This window comes from Knoellia sp. 3-2P3 (assembly GCF_029223115.1).
In the GTDB taxonomy this organism is placed as follows: domain Bacteria; phylum Actinomycetota; class Actinomycetes; order Actinomycetales; family Dermatophilaceae; genus Pedococcus_A.
The window spans coordinates 162,110-180,579 of sequence record NZ_JARGZE010000006.1 but is presented as its reverse complement, the minus strand read 5'-3'; the positions used below and the strand labels follow the sequence as shown (position 1 = coordinate 180,579).

18 protein-coding genes are annotated in these 18,470 nt (G+C 73.1%); 14 read left to right on the top strand and 4 right to left on the bottom strand.

What is annotated here, in order from left to right; translation table 11 throughout:
* The first annotated feature begins 308 nt into the window (after nt 1–308).
* From rho to P0Y31_RS17170, 8 genes are all read left to right on the top strand, one after another.
* Complete coding sequence (rho, locus tag P0Y31_RS17205; RefSeq protein WP_275871710.1) at nt 309–2,186, top strand: transcription termination factor Rho; 1,878 nt, start codon at nt 309–311, stop codon at nt 2,184–2,186.
* A gap of 203 nt (nt 2,187–2,389) precedes the next feature.
* A complete protein-coding gene (locus P0Y31_RS17200; protein WP_275871627.1) occupies nt 2,390–3,217 on the top strand; it encodes an ABC transporter ATP-binding protein in 828 nt (275 codons plus the stop codon).
* Nucleotides 3,214–3,984: an ABC transporter permease subunit gene (locus P0Y31_RS17195; protein ID WP_275871625.1), complete on the top strand. Its 771-nt coding sequence runs from the start codon at nt 3,214–3,216 to the stop codon at nt 3,982–3,984. The genes P0Y31_RS17200 and P0Y31_RS17195 overlap by 4 nt, the downstream gene beginning before the upstream one ends.
* Entirely contained in the window at nt 3,981–4,619 is a 639-nt protein-coding gene (locus P0Y31_RS17190) for a hypothetical protein (protein ID WP_275871623.1), read from the top strand. The genes P0Y31_RS17195 and P0Y31_RS17190 overlap by 4 nt, the downstream gene beginning before the upstream one ends.
* 82 nt (nt 4,620–4,701) lie before the next feature.
* Nucleotides 4,702–5,088, top strand: a complete 387-nt coding sequence (locus tag P0Y31_RS17185; RefSeq protein WP_275871621.1) for a response regulator — start codon at nt 4,702–4,704, stop codon at nt 5,086–5,088.
* Complete coding sequence (locus P0Y31_RS17180) at nt 5,085–6,140, top strand: HEAT repeat domain-containing protein (RefSeq protein ID WP_275871619.1); 1,056 nt, start codon at nt 5,085–5,087, stop codon at nt 6,138–6,140. Before P0Y31_RS17185 ends, P0Y31_RS17180 begins: the two co-directional genes overlap by 4 nt.
* Nucleotides 6,137–7,579, top strand: coding sequence for a glycosyltransferase family 2 protein (locus tag P0Y31_RS17175; RefSeq protein WP_275871617.1), 1,443 nt, complete (start codon nt 6,137–6,139; stop codon nt 7,577–7,579). Before P0Y31_RS17180 ends, P0Y31_RS17175 begins: the two co-directional genes overlap by 4 nt.
* Nucleotides 7,576–9,663 carry an ATP-binding protein gene (locus P0Y31_RS17170; protein WP_275871615.1) on the top strand — a complete coding sequence of 696 codons (2,088 nt, stop codon included), beginning with the start codon at nt 7,576–7,578 and terminating at the stop codon, nt 9,661–9,663. The genes P0Y31_RS17175 and P0Y31_RS17170 overlap by 4 nt, the downstream gene beginning before the upstream one ends.
* Here P0Y31_RS17170 and P0Y31_RS17165 read toward each other — a convergent pair.
* Nucleotides 9,657–10,994: a PQQ-binding-like beta-propeller repeat protein gene (locus P0Y31_RS17165; protein ID WP_275871613.1), complete on the bottom strand. Its 1,338-nt coding sequence runs from the start codon at nt 10,992–10,994 to the stop codon at nt 9,657–9,659. The two genes, P0Y31_RS17170 and P0Y31_RS17165, sit on opposite strands and share 7 nt — an antisense overlap.
* A gap of 236 nt (nt 10,995–11,230) precedes the next feature.
* Here P0Y31_RS17165 and rpmE point away from each other — a divergent pair, with 236 nt between their 5' ends.
* From rpmE to prmC, 3 genes are all read left to right on the top strand, one after another.
* Nucleotides 11,231–11,446 (top strand): 50S ribosomal protein L31, encoded by a 216-nt coding sequence (rpmE, locus tag P0Y31_RS17160; protein ID WP_275871611.1) that lies wholly within the window; start codon nt 11,231–11,233, stop codon nt 11,444–11,446.
* A 97-nt stretch (nt 11,447–11,543) separates the two neighbouring features.
* Nucleotides 11,544–12,623, top strand: coding sequence for a peptide chain release factor 1 (gene prfA, locus P0Y31_RS17155; protein ID WP_275871609.1), 1,080 nt, complete (start codon nt 11,544–11,546; stop codon nt 12,621–12,623).
* Nucleotides 12,620–13,468 carry a peptide chain release factor N(5)-glutamine methyltransferase gene (prmC, locus tag P0Y31_RS17150; RefSeq protein WP_275871607.1) on the top strand — a complete coding sequence of 283 codons (849 nt, stop codon included), beginning with the start codon at nt 12,620–12,622 and terminating at the stop codon, nt 13,466–13,468. The genes prfA and prmC overlap by 4 nt, the downstream gene beginning before the upstream one ends.
* Nucleotides 13,469–13,552: 84 nt before the next feature.
* On the opposite strand, the gene P0Y31_RS17145 is transcribed toward prmC, so the two are convergent.
* The 3 genes from P0Y31_RS17145 to P0Y31_RS17135 all read right to left on the bottom strand — a co-directional run bounded on the left by P0Y31_RS17145 (nt 13,553) and on the right by P0Y31_RS17135 (nt 15,862).
* Entirely contained in the window at nt 13,553–14,134 is a 582-nt protein-coding gene (locus P0Y31_RS17145; RefSeq protein WP_275871604.1) for a TetR family transcriptional regulator, read from the bottom strand.
* Nucleotides 14,135–14,174: 40 nt separating this feature from the next.
* On the bottom strand, nt 14,175–15,173 hold the full coding sequence (locus tag P0Y31_RS17140) for an aldo/keto reductase (RefSeq protein WP_275871602.1): 999 nt from the start codon (nt 15,171–15,173) through the stop codon (nt 14,175–14,177).
* 92 nt (nt 15,174–15,265) lie between these two features.
* On the bottom strand, nt 15,266–15,862 hold the full coding sequence (locus P0Y31_RS17135) for a TetR/AcrR family transcriptional regulator (RefSeq protein WP_275871600.1): 597 nt from the start codon (nt 15,860–15,862) through the stop codon (nt 15,266–15,268).
* Nucleotides 15,863–15,995: 133 nt separating this feature from the next.
* On the opposite strand from P0Y31_RS17135, the gene P0Y31_RS17130 reads away from it, so the two are divergent.
* The 3 genes from P0Y31_RS17130 to P0Y31_RS17120 are packed head-to-tail and all read left to right on the top strand — an operon-like array spanning nt 15,996 to nt 18,453.
* Nucleotides 15,996–16,673: an NAD(P)-binding domain-containing protein gene (locus P0Y31_RS17130; protein ID WP_275871598.1), complete on the top strand. Its 678-nt coding sequence runs from the start codon at nt 15,996–15,998 to the stop codon at nt 16,671–16,673.
* 2 nt (nt 16,674–16,675) lie between these two features.
* Complete coding sequence (locus tag P0Y31_RS17125; RefSeq protein WP_275871596.1) at nt 16,676–17,560, top strand: SDR family oxidoreductase; 885 nt, start codon at nt 16,676–16,678, stop codon at nt 17,558–17,560.
* Nucleotides 17,560–18,453 carry an LLM class F420-dependent oxidoreductase gene (locus P0Y31_RS17120; protein ID WP_275871708.1) on the top strand — a complete coding sequence of 298 codons (894 nt, stop codon included), beginning with the start codon at nt 17,560–17,562 and terminating at the stop codon, nt 18,451–18,453. The genes P0Y31_RS17125 and P0Y31_RS17120 overlap by 1 nt, the downstream gene beginning before the upstream one ends.
* Nucleotides 18,454–18,470 lie beyond the last annotated feature (17 nt).

The following is an 18,470-nucleotide window of genomic DNA, read 5'->3' as shown; positions in this document are numbered from 1 at the left end:
GGGGGAGGCGTGTCACGGTCCGCTGCTGCGGAGTGTTACATTGAAGGAGCACGCAGCGGATGGCAGACTTCCTCCGCCTCCAGCGACACGTGCAACTCTCCACGCGAAGGCAACACGATTGTTGCCCTTGGCTCGACGTGTCCTCGCGTGGCTCCCATTCGGCCGTTCTGGCCCACGCCCCGGCTCCGGTCATCTGATCCCGGACCGCATACGAGGGGGAAGGATCCTTCGTGACAGACACCACCACTCTCGACGCCGCACCGCAGGGCGGCAGCGAGAAGCCCCGCCGATCCGGCGCCCTGAGCGCCATGCGCCTGGCCGAGCTCCAGGGCCTGGCCTCCAGCATGGGGATCACGGGCACCGCCAAGATGCGCAAGGGTGACCTCATCACCGCCATCAAGGCCCGCCAGTCCGGCGCCGCGCCGGCGGTCGACAAGACCGAGGCCGCCGCCCCGCGCGTCGAGCGCGCCGAGCGGCCTGAGGGTGCCGAGCGGCCTGAGCGCTCTGAGCGCACCGACAGTGCTGCGGGCCAGGAGCGCCCGGAGGGCCAGGGCCGCGCCGAGCGCCGCGAGCGCCGGGCCGTCCGCGAGCAGGCCGGCGACCAGCAGGCCCCCGCGCAGCGCGAGGAGCACGCCCCGCGGCAGGAGCGCGAGTCCCGCGCCGAGCGCGGCCAGGCCGAGCAGGGCGAGCAGGCCCGCCAGGGCCGCCGCGAGCGCGACGACCGTGGCGACCGCGGTGACCGCGGTGACCGCCAGGTTCGTGACGACCGTGGCGACCGCCAGCCCCGCGACGAGCGTGGCGACCGCCAGCCCCGCGACGAGCGTGGCGACCGCCAGGCCCGTGACGACCGTGGTGACCGCCAGGTGCGCGACGAGCGTGGCGACCGCCAGGTGCGCGACGACCGCGGTGGCGAGGACGAGGGTGACGGACGCGGCCGCCGCCGCAGCCGCAGCCGCAACCGGGGTCGCGACAAGCGCCGCGGCGGTGAGCGGGAGTACGACAACGAGCCCATGCTGGCCGAGGACGACGTCCTCGTGCCGGTCGCCGGCATCCTCGACGTGCTCGAGAACTACGCCTTCGTGCGCACTTCCGGCTACCTGCCCGGCCCGAACGACGTCTACGTGCCGCTCGGCCTGGTCAAGAAGAACGGCCTGCGCAAGGGCGACGCCGTCACCGGTGCCGTCAAGGCGCAGACCGATGAGCAGCAGCAGAACTCGCGCCAGAAGTTCAACGCGCTGGTGCGCCTCGACACCGTCAACGGGATGAGCCCGGAGGACGCGAAGAAGCGCGTGGAGTTCGGCAAGCTGACCCCGCTCTACCCGCAGCAGCGGCTGCGCCTCGAGACCGACCCGACGCAGCTGACCACGCGGATCATCGACCTCGTCGCGCCGATCGGCAAGGGCCAGCGCGGCCTGATCGTCGCCCCTGCCAAGGCCGGCAAGACGATGGTCATGCAGGCCCTGGCCAACGCGATCACGACCAACAACCCGGAGTGCCACCTCATGGTCGTCCTCGTGGACGAGCGCCCCGAGGAGGTCACCGACATGCAGCGCGCGGTCAAGGGTGAGGTCATCGCCTCGACCTTCGACCGCCCGGCCGACGACCACACCACGGTCGCCGAGCTGGCCATCGAGCGGGCCAAGCGGCTGGTCGAGATGGGCCACGACGTCGTCGTGCTGCTCGACTCGATCACCAAGCTGGGCCGGGCCTACAACCTCTCGGCGCCCCCGAGCGGCCGGATCCTCTCCGGTGGTGTCGACAGCGCGGCGCTGTACCCGCCGAAGAAGTTCTTCGGCGCGGCCCGCAACATCGAGGACGGCGGCTCGCTCACCATCCTCGCGACCGCGCTCGTCGAGACCGGGTCCCGCATGGACGAGGTCATCTTCGAGGAGTTCAAGGGCACCGGGAACATGGAGCTCAAGCTCGACCGCGGGCTGGCGAACCGCCGGATCTTCCCGGCCGTCGACATCAACGCCTCGGGCACCCGCCGTGAGGAGATCCTCCTCTCCGGCGAGGAGCTGAAGATCATGTGGAAGCTGCGCAGGGTGCTCGCCGCGCTCGACCAGCAGCAGGGCATCGAGCTCCTCATCGACCGGCTCAAGAAGACCAAGAGCAACATCGAGTTCCTCATGCAGGTGCAGCAGACGTCCTCGATCAGGCTCGACGGCGAGGAGCGGGACCACTAGGACCCGCCTGCACGCTCTCCTCTGACGGCAGCCCGTCACCGCTTCGGCGGTGGCGGGCTGCCCTCGTCGGCGGGCTGCCCTCGTTGGCATGCCCCGGGGCGCTGATTCAGGCCTCGGCCCTGCGGCCGCGTTCCTATACTGCGAACGAGGGGACCTTGCCCCGCTGGGGGCCGGGCACCGGCTGTCCCCCGGGGGAGGCACCCATGGACGCGATCGTCGCGAGCGGGCTGCGCAAGAGCTACGGAGCCACGGTGGCCGTCGAGTCGCTGACCCTCGCCGTGGAGCGCGGGACCGTGGTGGGCTTCCTCGGCCCCAACGGTGCCGGCAAGACCACGGCGATCCGCATGCTCAGCACCGTGCTGGCCCCCGACGCGGGCAGCTTCTCCGTCGCCGACGTCCCGCACACCGACCCGTCGGGGATCCGCCGGCGGGTGGGCGTCCTGCCGGAGAGCGCGGGATACCCGGGGGCGCAGACCGGGGAGGAGTGGCTGGTCTACCACGGCCAGCTCTTCGGCCTGCGGCGACCGAACGCGGTGGCGGCGGCCCGGCGGCTCCTGGGGGAGGTGGGCCTGTCCGCGCAGGGCTCCACGCCCATCCGGACGATGAGCCGGGGCATGCGCCAGCGGCTCGGGATCGCCCGGGCGCTGGTCAACGACCCCGAGGTGGTCTTCCTCGACGAGCCGACGCTCGGCCTCGACCCGGCCGGCCAGCGGCAGGTGCTCGCGCTCGTGACGCGGGTCGCCGGGGAGCGGGGCGTCACCGTGGTGCTCAGCTCGCACCTCCTCGCCGAGGTGGAGCAGGTCTGCCACCGCGTGGTCATCCTCAACCGCGGGCGGGTCGTCTCCGACGGCACGGTGGCCGAGACGGTGGGCAGAGCGGCGAGCCAGCCGGAACGGGGCGCCCTGGAGGTGCCTGTCGACGACCTGGACCGGGCTCTGGAGGTGTTGCGGGCCAACGGCATCGATGCGGCCAGCGCGGGCGGCGGCCGGCTCGGCGAGGCCTTTCTCGCTCTCACCGAGGACCAGCCATGAGGGCCGCCGGTGTCGTTGCCTGGCGCGAGATCCGCGACAACTGGCTGACCGGCCGCGGGCTGTTGCTCATGCTCGCCTACACCCTGCTGCTGAGCGTCACGACCTACCTCGCCGCGACCAACGAGGCCCTGACGTTCCTTGAGCAGCGGGAGGCGCTGGCCCTGGTCGTGCGGGTGGTGCTGACGGTGGGCGGCCTGCTCGTCGTCCTGTGGTGCGCCGACGCGGTCAGCGGCGAGCGCGAGCGGGGCACCCTCGAGAGCCTGCTGCTGACGCCGGTGCCCCGCCGGTCGCTGGTCGCGGGCAAGGGGCTCTCCGCGCTCACGCTGTGGGCCGCGGCATACTTCTTCGCGCTTCCCTACCTGTGGATCCTCGGACGCGGGGTCAGCCGGCTCGGCGAGGTGCTCCTCGCCAGCCTGCTCGTCGGCACGCTGATGGCGCTCTTCCTCGGCGGCCTCGGGCTGCTCCTCAGCCTGTGGGCCGGCTCGCAGCGCACGAGCCTGGGGCTGGCGCTCTTCCTGCTGCTGGCCCTGCACGCCCCGGCGATGATGCCGGCGGCCTCGCTGCGTGGCTGGGCGGGGGAGGCGGTGCAGCGCCTGGATCCGTTCACGCAGGGCTTCCCCTACCTCGACCAGATGGTGCTCCAGGGGCACCCGATCGGCCAGGATCTGGGGCTGCTGACGCCCCTGGTGGTGGCGGCGGTCGCGCTGCCCGCGCTGGCCCTCCTCGCAGCCGGCCGGCTGGCGCTGGTGCCGCGGGGGCGGTCGTGAACCGGTGGCGGGCCCTGCTGGCCCGCGGGCTCGGGGTCCTCGCCCTCGTCGCCGGCGCCCTCCTGGTCGGTGCTGCCCTCGCCAGTGCTGCCCTGGGTGCGACGCCGTCGAGTGCTGCGGGCGTGTTCGTCACCGCTGCCGGCGTCCCACCGCCGGTCACCGTCACCCTCGACCGGCAGGACGTCTCGGTCGGCGTGGGGCAGGGCTTCGAGCTGGTCTCCACCATCGAGAACGACGGCCCCACCCCCCTGCGCGGCCTGATCGCCCACATCGACGTCGTCGGCACCGACCCCGCGCGCTACGTCGACCCGGAGGACTGGTGCACGGCGCGCACGGTGTTCCTCGACGAGCTCGCCCCCGGCGCGACCACCGCTCCCGTGTGGCAGGTCCAGGCCGTCGACAGCGGGCCCCTGCTGCTGTGGGTGACGGTGAGCCAGCCAGAAGGCACGGGGGTGGCGGTGAGCGCGCCGGTGCGACTCACCGTCGGCGAGCACATCGACGTCAACAGCGGCGGCGTCCTCCCCGTGGTCGTCGGCGTGCCGGCAGCGGTCGCGGCGGGGCTGGTGCTGCTGACGGGGTGGCGCAGGGGGCGCGAGGGGCGCCGGGAGCGTTCGGAGGCCGCGCCCCCGCCGTGAAACAACCGCAAAGCGGGATAATCGGTGAAGACTGGACTACTTTTGCCTCGACGCAACCACGCAGTAACGAGAGGCAACGGCAGTGTCCACACGTGAGGGGTGCCGAGTACTCGTCGCCGACGACGACGCAGACATCCGCGAGCTCGTCGAGTTCAAGCTCTCCCAGGCGGGGTATGCCGTGCAGGCCGTTGCAGACGGCCTTGCCGCGTGGGAGGCATTCGAGTCCGAGCCGCCCCACCTGGCTGTGCTCGACGTGATGATGCCGGGTCTGTCCGGCTTCGACGTGCTCCGCAAGATCCGCGAGAGCGACCACCCGCGGGTGCCGGTGCTGATGCTGAGCGCCAAGTCGCGCGACAGCGACGTCGACACCGGTTTCGCGATCGGCGCCGACGACTACGTCATCAAGCCGTTCAGTCCGCGCGAGCTGCTGCACCGGGTCAACACAATGCTGGTCCGGGCACGGGCGTGACCGGCGCGCCGGTCACCCTCCTCGCCACCGTTGCCGTCCTGCTGTGTTGCCTCGCGCTGGCGGCCACCCTGGTGCTGACGAAGGTCGGCCGTGAGGGGCGCGCCCGCCGGCAGGCGGCCCTCCTCGCGCCGCTGCGCCCCCACCTCATCGCGCTCTCTGCTGGGGAGGACGCCGACGGGCGCGGCCGCAGCCTGCTCGCCGGCGCCTCGGGGCGGTCCGTCGCGGCCCTCGTCGAGGCGGTGACCGGGCTGCTGGCCAAGGTCCGCGGCCTGCCCGCCGAGCAGCTCGTGGAGGTGCTCGACCGCCAGGGGGCCCTGGCCCACGCGCTGGCCGACCTGCGGCACCGTTCGCCGGTCCGCCGCGCCCGGGCGGCCCAGCTGCTGGGGGTGAGCCGCGTGCCGGATGCCGTCGACCCGTTGGTCGAGGCGCTCGCCGACAGGGCTCCCGAGGTGCGGGCGAGCGCCGCCTACGCCCTGGGGCTGATCGGTGACGCGCGCGCGGCTGCACCGCTGCTCGAGGCCGTCGGCGCACCCGGTGCGGGACTGCCGGCGGGACTGGCAGCGGACGCGCTGCTCGGCATGGGCGTCGGCATCTCCGGCGCCCTCGCCGACGCGCTCGACGACCCTGACGCGCGCACCCGCGCGGTCGCCGCCCACCTCTGCGGCGCGGCGAGCTTCACCCGGCCGCTGCCCGTGCTGCGCCGGCTGCTCGCCGCCGACCCCGACCTCGCGGTCCGCGCCTATGCCGCCAGGGCACTGGGGAGCATCGGTCGTGCCGACGACGTCGAGGTGCTGGCCCGGCACACCGAGGTCGAGCACCCGCAGGCGCTGCGCCGCCGGTGCGCGGCCGCGCTCGGCAGCCTCGGCGAGCCGGCAGCAGTGCCCACCCTCGCGGCCCTGCTGCGCGACCCCGACCCGCGGCTGGCGGAGATCGCCGCGACCTCGCTGGTGCAGCTGGGCGAGCCGGGTCGCGCAGCGCTCGACGCCGCCGCCGACGAGCGGTCGGTGCAGAGCGCGCTCAGCATGGCGGCCCTCCAGGGGGTGCTGCGGTGAGGGAGCTGCTGGAGCCGCTGCGCGGAGTCGTGGTCTGGCTGATGGACGTCACCGCGGTGCCGGTGCTGGCGTACTTCGTGCTCATCAACACCTCCTACCTGGTGCTGATCCTCTTGGGGGCGCTGGGCTTCCGGTCGCACGTGCGCAGCCGCAAGACCGTGGTCGACGCCCTCGGCGGTGAGCTCACGCCGGGTGTCTCGGTGGTCGTGCCGGCGCACAACGAGGAGGCGGGCATCGTCACCTCGGTCAAGGCGCTGCTGTCCCTGCGCTACCCCGGGCACGAGGTCGTCGTCGTCGACGACGGCAGCACCGACGCGACGTTCGCCCGCCTCGAGGAGGCCTTCGACCTCGTCGAGCTGCCGCGCGACGTGCCGCAGGACATCCCGGTGCGGGCGAGGGTGCTCGGGCAGTACGTCCCGCGTGACGGCCGCACCCGCCTCATCGTCGTGCGCAAGGAGAACTCCGGGCGCTCCGAGGCCAGCAACGTCGGCGTCAACGCGGCCACCGAGCCGCTGGTCGCCATGATCGACGCCGACTCGATCCTCGAGCCCGACGCGCTGCTGCGGGTGGCCAAGCCCTTCGCCGACGACCCCACCCGCGTCATCGCCACCGGCGGGACGATCCGGCCCGTCAACGGCTGCCGGGTGGTGGCAGGGCGGATCGTGTCGGTCGCCATGCCGAAGCCGTGGATGCCGCGTATCCAGGTGGTGGAGTACCTCCGGGCCTTCCTCGTCGGGCGCGCCGGGTGGTCGCGCTTCGGCGGGCTCATCCTCATCAGCGGTGCCTTCGGGCTCTACCGGCGCGACACGTTCGTCGATGCCGGTGGGCTCGACCCCGACAGCATCGGCGAGGACTTCGAGCTCGTGCTGCGCATGCACAAGCTCATGCGCGACGCCGACGTCGACTACCGGGTCGAGTTCGTGCCCGAGCCGGTGTCGTGGACGGAGGTGCCGTCGACGTTCAGGGTGCTGCGCAACCAGCGCCGACGCTGGCACCGGGGGCTCTGGGAGACCCTCTGGCACTACCGCGGCATGCTGCTCCGGCCGCGCTACGGCCGCGTCGGGCTGTTGGCACTGCCGTACTACTGGCTCTTCGAGCTCGTCGCCCCGCTGCTCGAGCTCTACGGCATCGTCGTCGTGCCCATCGCCCTGGCTCTCGACGTGGTCAACGTGCCGTTCGCGCTGCTCTTCCTCGCCCTGGCCTACGGCTACGCGATCCTCGTGACGCTGGCGGCGATGACGCTGGAGGAGTGGGCCTTCCACCGCCACGAGCGCTGGCGGGACCTCGGCATCGCGCTGGTGGCCTCGGTGCTCGAGAACGTCGGCTTCCGCCAGCTGACCGTCTGGTGGCGCCTCGAGGGCTGGTGGGCGAGCCTGCGCGGCAAGAAGCCGGTGTGGGGCGTCATGACGCGCACGGGCTTCAACGAGGAGACCTCATGAGGCAGCGGCTGCGCCGGGTCGTCCAGATGTCCGCGGCGACGCAGGTCCGGGTGCTCGTCCTGGTGCTGCTGGTGCTCATCCCCGCCGTGGTCGCCACCGCGCTCGTGGTCGCCCGCGGCGAGCAGCGCAACGTCCGCCAGCTCACCCTCGCCCTCGGCCCGGCATACCAGCACAACAGCGAGGCCCTGCTGGCGATGACGCAGGCCCAGGCCGCGTGGCACGCGGCCATGGACGGTGCCACCGGCGGCGAGGCCGCCGACTGGGGCGCCAGGGAGCCGCAGGTCGACGCGCTGCTGCGGGCCGTGCGCGACGACCTCGACCGTGACGAGGTCAGCGGCGACGACCAGGCCCGGTATGCCGTGCTGCTCGACCGCGAGCGGGGAGCCGTGCGGGCGTGGTTCGCGGCCGCGGCCGCGGCCGAGCCCGCGAGCGGGGGGTCCGCCGCGGCCCGCCAGGCCGCGGAGACACCGGCGCTGGAGAAGTTCGCCGAGTTCGACGAGGCCAACCAGACCTTGGCGAGCGCCCTGGACGAGGACCGCCAGGTGGCGCGCACCCTCGCGCGTGCGTCGGTGTGGGTGGTCGCCGCCGTCGCGGTGGCCGGCTGTCTCCTCGCGCTGCTCATCGTGTTCTTCGGGGGTCGCCTCGTCACCGCGTCGATGGTGGAGCCGCTCGTGCACCTGCGGGCCGTGGTCCGGCGCCAGCGCGACGGCGACCGGGTGGTCCGCGCCGACGAGCACACGGGCTCCTCGGAGATCCGGGCGCTGGCCGCCGACTACAACGAGCTCGTCCGCAGCCGGCAGCTGCTCCAGGAGGAGCAGGCGCAGATGCTGCTCATCCACCAGCTCACCCTCGACGTGGCCCGCCGGGTGCGCTCGGTCGACCAGATCGCCGAGGCCCTCGAGCTCGTGTGTGCCTCGCTCGGCACGGGCCTGGCCCTCGACCGGGTGCTCCTCTACACCGTCGACGACGGCGGGGCCGTCGAGGGCAGCGCCCAGTGGCACCGTGACGACCTGCCGCCGCTGCCCCCGCTGCCGCCCTCGCTCATGGGACAGGTGGCTGCGGTCAACGACGAGCTGCGTCGTGAGGCCACGGTCTTCCGCCTCCCGGACATGCTCGACCCCGCGGTGCGGGACGAGCCGCGGGTCGCGGCCTACCACCGGGCCACCGGCGCCCGCGCCCTGCTCATGGTCCCCGTCGGCGTCGGCGAGCGAGGCCTCGGCGTGCTGGCGCTCATGACCGTCGAGCTGCCGCGGCGCTGGCGCCGCTACGAGATCCAGGGCGTGCAGCAGTGCGTGTCCTACATCGCCCAGGGCATCGTCTCCGCGCGGCTGGTGCAGATGCAGGACGAGCAGGTCACCCGGCTCACCGCGCTCGACCGGCAGAAGACCGACTTCATGGCCACGGTCAGCCACGAGCTGCGCACGCCCCTGACGTCGATCAGCGGCTACCTCGAGCTGCTCGAGGACGGCGACTACGGCCGGCTCACCGAGCCCCAGCTCGGCGCGCTCGGCGTCATCGGCCGGAACACCGCTCGGCTGCGCGGGCTCATCGAGGACCTGTTGGTGCTCAACAAGATCGAGACGTCAGGTCTGCACGCCAAGCCCGAAGACGTGACGCTCGCCGACATCGTCCACGACGTCGTCGAGGTGCTGCGCCCGGCCGCCGCCAACGGGGACCTCGAGCTCGTGGTGGACCCGCCGGACGCGGACCTGTGCGTCCACGTCGACCGCGCCCACTTCGAGCGCGCGCTGATCAACCTCGGCTCCAACGCGGTCAAGTTCACCCCGGCCGGCGGGCAGGTGCGGATCAGCGCCGAGAGCAGCGGCGACCGCATCGCCATCTCGGTCACCGACACGGGGATCGGCATCCCGCACGACGACCTCGAGCGCCTCGGCAGCCGGTTCTTCCGTGCGAGCAACGCCACGGCGCAGGCGATCCCGGGCACCGGGCTGGGCCTGGCGATCGTGCGCACGATCGTCGAGGGCCACGGCGGCCAGATGTTCGTCGCGTCGTCGGAGGGGGAGGGCACCACGGTGCGGGTCTTCCTGCCCGCGGCTCGAGCCGCGAGCGTGGCGCCTCAGTAGCAGCCGCCCCGGGGGACCCCGGGCAGGTCGGCCACGACCGTCTGGGCGCGAGCCGGGTCGGCAGCGAGGTGCTCGTCAGGTCTGGACTCGCCGCGCTGCTCGGCCCGCAGCTGGTGCTGCCACAGCCGGTCGCCACTGACCGCCTCGAGGGCCAGCAGCCACCTCTGGCCCCGCGTGGCGGGCAGGTCGTCCTCCGCCGGGTTGACGCCGACAGCGCGGTCGAGACCCACCGCCTGCTCCTGCCCGACCTCGACCCGCCACCGCTCACGTCCCGTCCCTGCGTCGACGCCGAGCACGACGTCGCGGGCCCTCAGGTCCCGCCCGGGCAGGGCAACCGTGTCACCGGCCAGACCGGCGGACGGCTGCTCGGTGTCGAGGTCCACGTCGCGGTAGCCGGTCGTGTAGCCGGCAGCAGCCCGACGGCTCCAACGCTCGCGGCCCGTGGCGGTGTCGACGGCTGCCACCGCCGTCGGCGAGGTCACCACGCTCACGGCCTGGTCAGCTGTGGCGAGCGCCCACCCGCCTCGCCGCCAGAGCACCGCGCCGTCCTCCGCGGCCACGGCGAAGACCTCGGTCAGGCGAGCGGCGCTCGAGTCGGCGAGCACCGAGACCAGCACGGTGGTCCCGTGCGCCTCGACGCGCAGGGCGAAGCGCCGACTCACCTGCTCGGGCACGACGCGCCAGGCCAGCCGCATCGTGTCGAGGTCGACGCCGACGACCGACCCGTCGCTGGACGCGGCCACCGCCAGCCGGTCTCCCACCACGACGACCCGCTCCGTCGGCCGCACCGGGAGCTGCACCCACCGGTCCGGGCCGCCGGTGGCGGGGTGGACCGACAGGACGTCACCGTGGGTCCCGACCAGGCGGTCGCCCCAGACCGTGAAGGTGCGGGCGAAATCTCCCGCCTCACCGTCGCGGCCGCCCGCGTGGGTGATGCTCTGACCGCCGGTACCGGAGAGCGGCACGCCCCGCACCCCCCGGCCGGGGCCGTCCTCGTCGCCCGCGTCGCGGCCCCAGACCATCCCGCCCGCGACCCCGACGGCATCGGCGACCTCCTCGGTGCTGAGCTCGACGCGCCCGGTGGCCGCGTCGAGCACGTGCACGGCCCGGCAGCCGGTGACGACCACGTGGTCTCCGGTGACCAGGGGAGCGGTCTCGGAGCGGTCGGCCAGCTCAGTGCGCCAGCGCTCGGCACCGCTGTCGTCGACGGCGCTCACCCACCCCTTGCCCGGCGGGCAGGGGTCGAAGTCGCAGCCCGGTGGCGTGCACGCCGACAGCAGGAGCGCAACACCCGCCCCCACGGCACCCACCGACCAGCGAACCCCCCGCACGCCCACAGGGTGGCGCGGACGCGAGCCGGCCACGCGGCATACCCGCCGACTGTGACCGGAGCGCAACCAGAGCGCGCCACCGAGCGGCCTGACGGGCTGCGCCGTCGGGGAATGCGGAGCAGGGCCCGCCCGTTTAGGAGATGTGCGCCGCTCTCTGGCACACTTGACCGCTGACCGGTTCACGGCATACAGGGCAGATCCCGCCGACCCGGCCGCAACGACTCAAGGAGCACACGTTGAAGAAGGACATCCACCCGCAGTACGTGGAGACCGAGGTCACCTGCACCTGCGGCACCACGTTCACCACCCGCAGCACCGCGACGTCCGGCAAGATCCACGCCGACGTGTGCTCGCAGTGCCACCCCTTCTACACCGGCAAGCAGAAGATCCTCGACACCGGTGGCCGCGTGGCCCGCTTCGAGGCCCGCTACGGCAAGAAGGCCGCCAAGTAGCTTTTCCGATGCGCCGGTCCTGACCACCACGGTCAGGGCCGGCGCATTGCGTTTCCCCACCCGCCTGTCCGACCCGCCGACCCCGAGAGGGACGCCCATGCTGGAGTCCGCCGCCGCCCTGGTGCAGGAGCACGCCGACCTCGAGACGCAGCTCGCCGACCCCGCGGTGTTCGGCGACCAGGACAAGGTGCGCCAGCTCAACAAGCGGTATGCCGCGCTGGCGCCGACCGTCGCGGCCTACCACGCGTGGCACACGGCCCAGGACGACCTCGCCGCCGCCCGCGAGCTCGCCAAGGAGGACGAGGGGTTCGCCGCCGAGGTGCCCTCGCTGGAGGCGACGCTGCACGCCGCCGAGGAGAAGCTGCGCCGCCTGCTCGTCCCGCGCGACCCCGACGACGACCGCGACATCATCCTCGAGGTCAAGGCCGGCGAGGGCGGCGACGAGTCGGCCCTGTTCGCCGGCGACCTGCTGCGGATGTACCTGCGCTACGCCGAGCGCCGCGGCTGGAAGACCGAGCTCATCGACGCCACCGAGTCCGACCTCGGCGGCTACAAGGACGTGCAGGTCGCGATCAAGGCCAAGGGCACGCCCGAGCCGGGCGAGGCCCCGTGGGCGCGGCTGAAGTACGAGGGCGGCGTGCACCGCGTGCAGCGCGTGCCCGTCACCGAGAGCCAGGGGCGCATCCACACCTCGGCCGCGGGCGTCCTGGTGATGCCGGAGGCCGAGGAGGTCGAGGTCACCATCGACCCCAACGACCTCAAGATCGACGTCTACCGCTCCTCGGGCCCCGGCGGGCAGAGCGTCAACACCACCGACTCGGCGGTGCGCATCACCCACCTGCCGACCGGCACCGTCGTCTCGTGCCAGAACGAGAAGAGCCAGCTCCAGAACAAGGAGTCGGCCCTGCGCGTGCTGCGCGCCCGCCTGCACCAGATCGCCCAGGACGCCGCCGACGCCGAGGCCTCGGCCGCGCGGCGCTCGCAGGTGCGCACCGTCGACCGCTCCGAGCGGATCCGCACCTACAACTTCCCCGAGAACCGGATCAGCGACCACCGCACCGGCTACAAGTCCTACAACCTCGACGCCGTGCTCGACGGCGATCTCGACCCGGTGGTGCAGTCGGCCGTCGACGCCGACGAGAAGGCACAGATGGCCGCCGTCGCCGAGGGCTCGTGACCGACCTCCGCTCCGCGGTGCGCGACGCGACCCGGCGCCTCGCCGAGGCGGGCATCGCCTCCGCCGAGACCGACGCGGTGCTGCTCGCCGCCCACGCGATGCGCACCTCTGCGGGTGAGGTTCGCAAGGCGATGGTGCTCGGCGCACCGGCGCCGGCGGCATACGAGGCCTTGGTGGAGGAGCGCGCCGCCCGGGTGCCGCTGCAGCACCTCACCGGGAGGGCGGGCTTCCGCCGCCTCGAGCTGCACGTGGGGCCCGGGGTCTTCGTGCCCCGACCCGAGACCGAGTTCGTCGCCGGCCTGGCCGTCGACGCCGCTCGCGAGGCTGGAGAGGGGCCCGTCGTCGTCGACCTGTGCACCGGTTCGGGGGCCATCGCGCTCGCCGTCAAGGACGAGGTGCCGGCGGCACAGGTGTATGCCGTGGAGCTGGGGGAGGACGCGCACGCCTGGGCCGCGCAGAACCGGTCGGCGACCGGGCTCGACATCACCCTCGTGCACGGCGACGCGACCACCGCCTTTCCCGAGCTCGAGGGCCAGGTGGACGTCGTCGTGTCGAACCCGCCGTACATCCCCGTCGGCATGGTGCCGATCGACCCCGAGGTGCGAGACCACGACCCCGACCTCGCGCTCTACGGCGGCAGCGAAGACGGCCTCGCCATCCCGCTCGCCGTGGCAGCCCGGGCGGCAGCGCTGCTACGGCCGGGAGGGGTGCTCGTCATGGAGCACGCCGACACCCAGGGCGAGTCGCTGCCCGCCGCGCTCGCCCGCACGGGGCTGTGGCGTGAGGTCGAGGACCACGAGGACCTCACCGCCCGTCCGCGGGCGACGTTGGCCGTGCGCGCCTGACCCTTTCCGCACTTCTGGCCACCCAGCCGGCAGCAGGAGTCCCTCTCGGCGGGTGAGTGCCGAGTGAGTGGCCAGAAGTCGGGATCAGCGTGCGGCGAGGCCGCTGAGGACCAGGCGGTAGACCGCCTCGAGCTGCTCGTCGAGGCCGGGCTCACCCCACTCGCCGGCGTGGGCGGGGTGGTGGAACTTCGCGGTCGCGTGCAGCACCGCCCAGCCCACCACGGTTGCATCCCCCTGGGCGAACTCACCCGACGCCATGCCGTCGGCGACGATCCGGGCGAGCTGTTCGGCGAGGTGCGCGACGTGGGCCGCGACCACCTCGCGCGAGGCGAGGGTCAGCTCGTGGAAGGTCTCGAACATCTCTGGGTCGCCGGTGGCCATGCCCTGCTTGGTCGTCGCCAGCAGCACGAGCCAGTCGTGCAGCCGCTTCGACGCCTTGCCGCGCCCGGCCACCACGGCCTCGAGCGGTTCGGAGACCCGGGCGAGCCAGCGCTCCGTGACCGCGTCACGCAGAGCCGCCTTGCTCGGGAAGTGGCGGTAGACGCTGCCGTGGCTGACGTCCAGGGCGCGCGCCACGTCGACCACGGAGGCCTTCGCCGGCCCGTAGCGGCGCAGCACCTCCTCGGCGGTGTCGAGGATCGCCTCGGTGGTCAGCGGCTCGGCCATCGTGTCCCTTCGGTCACTTCTCGGTGGTCACGTGGGGTGGTCACTTCTCGCTGTCGAGCATGGACATCTGCATCGCGTCGTAGCGCGTGCCGGCAGCGGCCTCGGCCGGCACGGCGGCCTCGATCGCGGCGAGGTCATTCTCGCCCAGCGCCAGCTCGACGGCGCCGAGGGACTCGCTGAGCCGGTCGCGACGGCGGGCGCCCACCAGCGGCACGATGTCCTCGCCGCGCGAGCGCACCCACGCGATCGCGACCTGCGCCACCGTGGCGCCGCGCGCGTGGGCGACCTCGCGGAGCGCCTCGACGAGGGCGAGGTTGCGCTCGAGGTTCTCGCCGGAGAAGCGGGGGAGGTGGCCGCGGAAGTCACGCTGCCCCTGGCCGGGGGCCCAGTGGCCCGAGATCAGCCCCCGGGAGAGCACGCCGTATGCCGTGATGCCGGTGCCGAGCTCGCGCGCCGTGGGGAGGATGTCGGCCTCGATGCCACGGGAGATGAGCGAGTACTCGATCTGCAGGTCCGCGATGGGGTGCACGGCGGCGGCGCGGCGCAGCGTCTGGGCGCCCACCTCGGAGAGCCCGATGTGGCGGACCCACCCCTCCTTGACGAGGTCGGCCAGGGCCCCGACGGTCTCCTCGACGGGCACGGTCGGGTCGAGGCGGGCCGGCCGGTAGATGTCGACGTGGTCGGTACCGAGCCGGCGCAGGGTGTAGGCGAGGGCGTTCCTGATGGCGACGGGCCGGGTGTCGACGCCGTTCCAGCTTCCGTCCGGGCCGCGGAGGACGCCGAACTTGACGCTGATGACCGCGTTCTCGCGCGGACGGCCGCGCAGGGCGTCGCGCAGCAGCAGCTCGTTGTGGCCCATGCCGTAGAAGTCGCCGGTGTCGAGCAGGGTCACGCCGGCGTCGAGCGCGGCCCGGATGGTGGCGATGCTCTCGGCCTCGTCAGAGGGACCGTAGAGGTCGGACATGCCCATCAGGCCGAGGCCGAGGCCGGAGACGGCGGGACCGGTGGACCCGAGGGTGCGCTGGGGGAGAGTGCTCATGTCAGCAACGGTAGATGACGACTGACAGATTTCAAAGTCTGTCATTCCAAGGCCGCCAAGGGCGGGCGACGGGGTGCCTCACGGTGGCACTGTCAGGCGGCACGGCCCGACCGCGTCGCGGCCTCGACCAGGGCTCGGGCCGAGACCTTCGCGGCCTCCGGTGCGTCGGGGCTGGCGTCGAGCGAGCCACTGGCCAGGCCGCCGTCGAGCAGCAGGGTCAGCGAGCGCGCCAGCGACTCGGGGTCGCGCGCCCCGGCCTGCTCGGCCAGGCCGCGCACCCACGAGAGCACCGCCGCCTTGTGGGCCACCGTGCGGTCGTGCACCGCGGTGCCCGGCTGCGACTCGGCCGCGGCGTTGATGAAGGCGCAGCCGCGGTAGCCCTCCCGGCGGCACGCGGTGCGCAGGGCGTCGAACATGCCGACGAGCTGGTCCGCGGGGTCGGGGCCTGCCGCGGCGGCCGCCTGGTGCAGCTGGCCGGACCAGACGCCGTCGACCTTGTCGAGGTAGGCCACCACGAGGTCGTCCTTGGCCGGGAAGTGCTTGTAGAAGGTCGCCTTGGCCACGCCGGACTCGGCGATGATCAGGTCGACCCCGACCGCCCGGATGCCCCGGGCGTAGAACAGCGCGAAGGCGGTCTCGAGGATGCGCTCGCGAGCGGCACTGGGTCGCTCCGGGGTGGGGGTGGGCATCGGGCTCCTCCGTGTGCCGGCGTGTCGGATCCCAGCATACCTTGCGAGTAGACAGATCTGTCTGTTAGGTTTCCTGCATCGGTAGACAGGCCTGTCTACCCGAGCCTCCGAATCTTCTCCCAAGGAGAACCCCATGAAGATCGCAGTCCTCGGCACCGGCATGGTCGGCCAGGCGCTCGCAGCCCGGCTCCTCGCGCTCGGCCACGACGTGGTCGTCGGCACCCGCGACCCGCAGGTCTCCCTCGCCCGCACCGAGCCCGACGGGATGGGCAACCCGCCCTTCAGCGCCTGGCTCGAGGCCCACCCGGCCGCTGCCCTGGCCACCTTCGCCGACGCCACCGCCGGGGCAGACCTCGTCGTCAACGCGACCAGCGGTGCAGGCGCCATCGCGGCGCTCGAGCTGGCCGGCGCGGACAACCTCGCCGGCAAGGTCCTCCTCGACATCTCGAACCCGCTCGACTTCTCGGCCGGCTTCCCTCCCACCCTGTTCGTCAAGGACACCGACTCGCTGGGTGAGCAGATCCAGCGCGCCTTCCCGCAGACTCGGGTGGTGAAGACCCTCAACACGCTGAACGCACACCTGATGGTCGAGCCCAAGGCGCTCGGCGAGGAGTCGTCGGTCTTCCTCTCGGGCGACGACGAGGCGGCCAAGGCGACGGTCACCGAGCTGCTGGAGAGCTTCGGGCACACCGACGTCATCGACCTCGGCGACATCACCACCGCCCGCGGCACCGAGATGCTGCTCCCGGTGTGGTTGCGGCTCATGGGCGCTCTCGGCACCCCGATGTTCAACTTCAAGGTCGTGCGCTGACCATGACCACCGCGGCCCAGCCCATGACCGGCCGCACCGTGCTCGTCACCGGCGGGACCGGCGGGATCGGCGAGGCCACGGCTCGTGGCCTCGCCGGTCTCGGCGCCCGCGTCGGCATCGTCGGGCGCGACGAGGCCAGGGCGCGAGCGGCGGCCGAGCGCATCCGTGCGGCCGGCGGCGAGGTCGACGTCTTCGCCGCCGACCTCTCGGCGCAGCGGGAGGTGCGCGCGCTGGCCGAACGGGTGCTCGCGGCATACCCCCGCCTCGACGTCCTCGTGAACAACGTGGGCGGCTACTGGGCCCACCGGCACGCCACGGAGGACGGGCTGGAACGCACCTTCGCCGTCAACCACCTCGCGCCGTTCCTGTTGACCAACCTGCTGCTCGACCGGCTGCGCGAGAGCGCTCCGGCCCGCGTCGTCACGGTGTCGTCGGGGGCGCAGGCGATGGGACGCATCGACTTCGACGACCTGCAGGGGGAGGCGGACTACAACGGCCAGCGGGCCTACAACCAGTCCAAGCTCGCCAACGTGCTGTTCAGCTACGAGCTCGCCCGGCGGCTCGAGGGCTCGGGCGTCACCGCGAACGTCCTGCACCCCGGTGTCGTCCGCACGGCGTTCGGCCAGGAGGACTCGCAGGGCTGGATGCGGCTGATGCTGCCGGTCCTGCGACCGTTCATGAAGAGCCCGGAGAAGGGTGCCGGCACGTCGATCCACCTCGCCTCCTCGCCCGAGGTCGAGGGCGTCACTGGCCAGTACTTCGTGAACGAGCAGCCCAAGCGCTCCTCGAAGGCGTCCTGCGACACCGAGGCCGCCGCCCACCTGTGGCGGGTCTCCGCCGAGCTCGTGGGCCTGCCGTCCGCCTCTGCACGACGAGGGCTGGCGTGATGGACGTCGGCGTGCACCTCGTCAACTTCGCGGCCCCCGCGGGGCCGGCGGCGATCGCACCGACGCTGGCGCGCGCCGCCGAGGCCGCCGAACGGGCCGGCGTGTCCAACGTCTCGGTCATGGACCACTACCTGCAGATCGGCGGGGTGGGCGTGGGCGACGTGGACGCCCCGATGCTCGAGGGCTACACCACGCTGGGCTTCCTGGCCGCCCACACCAGCACCGTCGAGCTGCAGCTCCTCGTCACCGGCGTCATGTACCGCCACCCGGGGCTGCTCGCCAAGATCGTCGCCACCCTCGACGTGCTGTCCGGCGGCCGGGCGGTGCTCGGCCTCGGTGCCGGGTGGTACGAGCGGGAGCACGCGGCCTACGGCGTCCCCTTCCCACCGCTGGCCGAGCGGTTCGAGAGGCTCGAGGAGACCCTTCGGATCGTGCGCCAGATGTGGAGCCCGGACAACGGTCCCTGGGCCGGCCGGCACTACCAGCTCGCCGAGACCATCTGCTCGCCGCAACCGCTGCGGCGCGTGCCGGTGATGGTCGGCGGCTCGGGGGAGCGCAAGACCCTGCGTCTGGTGGCGCGGTACGCCGATGCCTGCAACCTCTTCGCGGGGCCGCAGTCGCCGCCCGAAGCGGTGGCCGCCAAGCTCGAGGTGCTCCGCGCGCACTGCGAGCGCGAGGGCACCGACTTCGACGGCATCCGCAAGACCGTGCTGTGGGCCGCCGGGCTCGACCCGAGCACCGCCGCGGGAGGCGCCGCCTTCGCCGCGCAGATGGAGCGGTATGCCGCGGTGGGCGTCAGCGAGGTGCACGTCATGCCGTGGTCCGGCGACCCGGTGCCGTTCATCGACGGCCTCGGCGAGCATGTCGTACCCCGGCTCTCTGGGCTGTTCTGACCCTCCCGGAGAAGGCG

What these genes read in the sequence shown, in the direction of transcription:
- rho (WP_275871710.1), top strand. Translation starts at nt 309, where the DNA reads ATGCGCCTGGCCGAGCTCCAGGGCCTGGCCTCCAGCATGGGGATCACG.
- P0Y31_RS17200 (WP_275871627.1), top strand. Translation starts at nt 2,390, where the DNA reads ATGGACGCGATCGTCGCGAGCGGGCTGCGCAAGAGCTACGGAGCCACG.
- P0Y31_RS17195 (WP_275871625.1), top strand. Translation starts at nt 3,214, where the DNA reads ATGAGGGCCGCCGGTGTCGTTGCCTGGCGCGAGATCCGCGACAACTGG.
- P0Y31_RS17170 (WP_275871615.1), top strand. Translation starts at nt 7,576, where the DNA reads ATGAGGCAGCGGCTGCGCCGGGTCGTCCAGATGTCCGCGGCGACGCAG.
- prfA (WP_275871609.1), top strand. Translation starts at nt 11,544, where the DNA reads ATGCTGGAGTCCGCCGCCGCCCTGGTGCAGGAGCACGCCGACCTCGAG.
- P0Y31_RS17145 (WP_275871604.1), bottom strand. Translation starts at nt 14,134, where the DNA reads ATGGCCGAGCCGCTGACCACCGAGGCGATCCTCGACACCGCCGAGGAG.
- P0Y31_RS17140 (WP_275871602.1), bottom strand. Translation starts at nt 15,173, where the DNA reads ATGAGCACTCTCCCCCAGCGCACCCTCGGGTCCACCGGTCCCGCCGTC.
- P0Y31_RS17135 (WP_275871600.1), bottom strand. Translation starts at nt 15,862, where the DNA reads ATGCCCACCCCCACCCCGGAGCGACCCAGTGCCGCTCGCGAGCGCATC.
- P0Y31_RS17130 (WP_275871598.1), top strand. Translation starts at nt 15,996, where the DNA reads ATGAAGATCGCAGTCCTCGGCACCGGCATGGTCGGCCAGGCGCTCGCA.
- P0Y31_RS17125 (WP_275871596.1), top strand. Translation starts at nt 16,676, where the DNA reads ATGACCACCGCGGCCCAGCCCATGACCGGCCGCACCGTGCTCGTCACC.
- P0Y31_RS17120 (WP_275871708.1), top strand. Translation starts at nt 17,560, where the DNA reads ATGGACGTCGGCGTGCACCTCGTCAACTTCGCGGCCCCCGCGGGGCCG.